Origin of the sequence: Streptomyces sp. SM1, assembly GCF_002910825.1 — a bacterium.
GTDB classification, from domain to species: domain Bacteria; phylum Actinomycetota; class Actinomycetes; order Streptomycetales; family Streptomycetaceae; genus Streptomyces; species Streptomyces okerensis.
In genome coordinates this window covers 1-1938 of sequence record NZ_NEUB01000521.1, presented here as the reverse complement: position 1 = coordinate 1938, position 1938 = coordinate 1, and the positions used below count along the sequence as shown (strand labels likewise).

The 1938-nt window shown below is 76.4% G+C and carries 1 protein-coding gene; it reads left to right on the top strand.

Annotated elements, in window-relative coordinates:
• Window positions 1-43 precede the first annotated feature (43 nt).
• On the top strand, window positions 44-1938 hold a 1895-nt coding region (locus B9S61_RS12770), incomplete at its 3' end, for an amino acid adenylation domain-containing protein (protein ID WP_258039640.1).

Below are 1938 nucleotides of genomic sequence, written 5' to 3'. Positions count from 1 at the left end.
GACGGTGGCGCTGTTGTCGGCGGTGGCCGCGTACCTCCACGGGATGACGGGGGCCGAGGACCTGACGATCGGCGTGCCGGTCACCGCGCGGCTGGGCGCCCGGTCACGCAACGCGCCCGGCATGCTGTCGAACACGCTGCCGCTGCGCCTGACCGTCCGGCCGGCCGAGAGCCGCACCGCCCTGGTCCGGCAGGTCGCCCGCCGGCTCGGCGAGCTGCTGACGCACCAGCGCTACCCGTACGACGAACTGCGGCGCGACCTGCGGCTGCTGGGCAGCGGTGAGCAGTTGTACGGCGCCCTCGTCAACATCATGCCGGCCGGCTCGGAGACGGCCTTCACGGGACCCGAGGCGAAGCTGACCACGTTGTCCGGCGGTCCGGTGACCGACCTGAACATCACCTGCCATCCGCATCCGGACGGCAGCGGCGCGCGGGTGTCCTTCGAGGCGAACCCCGATCGCTACTCCCCCGCCGAACTGGAGTCGCACCGTGAGCGGTTCACCGCGTTCCTGGCCCGGTTCCTGGCCGCCCCGGCGGATCTCCCGCCGGCCCGGACCGAGGTACTGACGACGGCCGAGCGGGCGACGGTGCTCGCCGCCGGGGAAGGTGCCGGGGGTGTGCCGCCGCGCACCTTCCCGGAGCTGTTCGAGGAGCAGGTCCGCCGCGACCCGCGCGCCCTCGCGGTCCTCTCCCCGGCCGGTTCCCTGGACTACACCGGGCTCAACGCCCGCGCCAACCGGCTGGCCCGGACGCTGGTGGCCCGCGGCGCGGGGCCCGAGGGTCTGGTGGCGGTGGCCGTGCCACGCGGCGCCGACGCCCTGACCGCCGTGGTGGCGGTGCTGAAGTCGGGCGCGGCCTATCTGCCGGTCGACCTCGGCTATCCCCGGGCCCGTCTGACCGCGATGCTCGACGACACCCGGCCGCTGCTGGTCCTGACCACCCGTGAGGCCGACGACCCGACACTCGCGCCCGCGGCGCCCCGGCTGTACGTGGACGACGGGGCCGCCGTCACCGGTCCCGCCGACCCGGACCCGGCCGCCGCCGACCTCACCGACGCGGACCGCCGTGCCCCGCTCACCCCCGGGCATCCGGCGTACGTCATCTACACCTCGGGCTCGACCGGACGTCCCAAGGGCGTCGTGGTCACCCACACCGGTCTGGCCGCGCTGGTGCGGCATCAGCGGGAGCTGCTGCGGCTGCGGCCGGGCGCCCGGGTGCTCCAGTTCGCCTCGCCGAGTTTCGACGCCTCGGTGTGGGAGCTGACGACGGCGCTGCTCACCGGAGCCGCCGCCGTGGTCGCGCCGGACGAGCGGCTCGTGCCCGGGCCCCCGCTGGCGGGTCTGGTGGCGGAGCTGGGCGTGACCTGCCTGCTGCTGGCCCCGTCCGTGCTGGCGGCACTGCCGGCGGACGCGCTGCCCGGGGGAACGGACCTGGTGGTGGGCGCCGAGGCGTGCTCCCCCGAGCTGGTGGCCCGCTGGTCGCCCGGCCGGCACATGGTCAACGCCTACGGCCCCACCGAGTCGACGGTCATCGCCACCCAGACGGGCCGGCTCTCCGGCCGGACCGTGCCGCCGATGGGCCGTCCGGTGCCCGGCACCCGGGTCCGGCTGCTGGACGCGGCGCTGCGCCCGGTGCCGCCCGGGGTTCCCGGCGAGGTGTACCTGAGCGGTGACGGCCTTGCCCGCGGCTACCTGGCGCGTCCCGGCACGACGGCGGAGCGTTTCGTCGCCGACCCGTTCGGGCCGCCCGGCACCCGCATGTACCGCACCGGCGACCTGGCCCGCTGGGCGGCCGACGGCGGCCTGGTCCACCTGGGCCGCGCCGACAGCCAGGTGAAGGTGCGCGGCTTCCGTATCGAGCCCGGCGAGGTGGAGGGTGTGCTGACCGGGGCGCCGGGTGTCGGCGGGGCCGTGGTCGTCGCCCGCGAGACCGGGGCGGG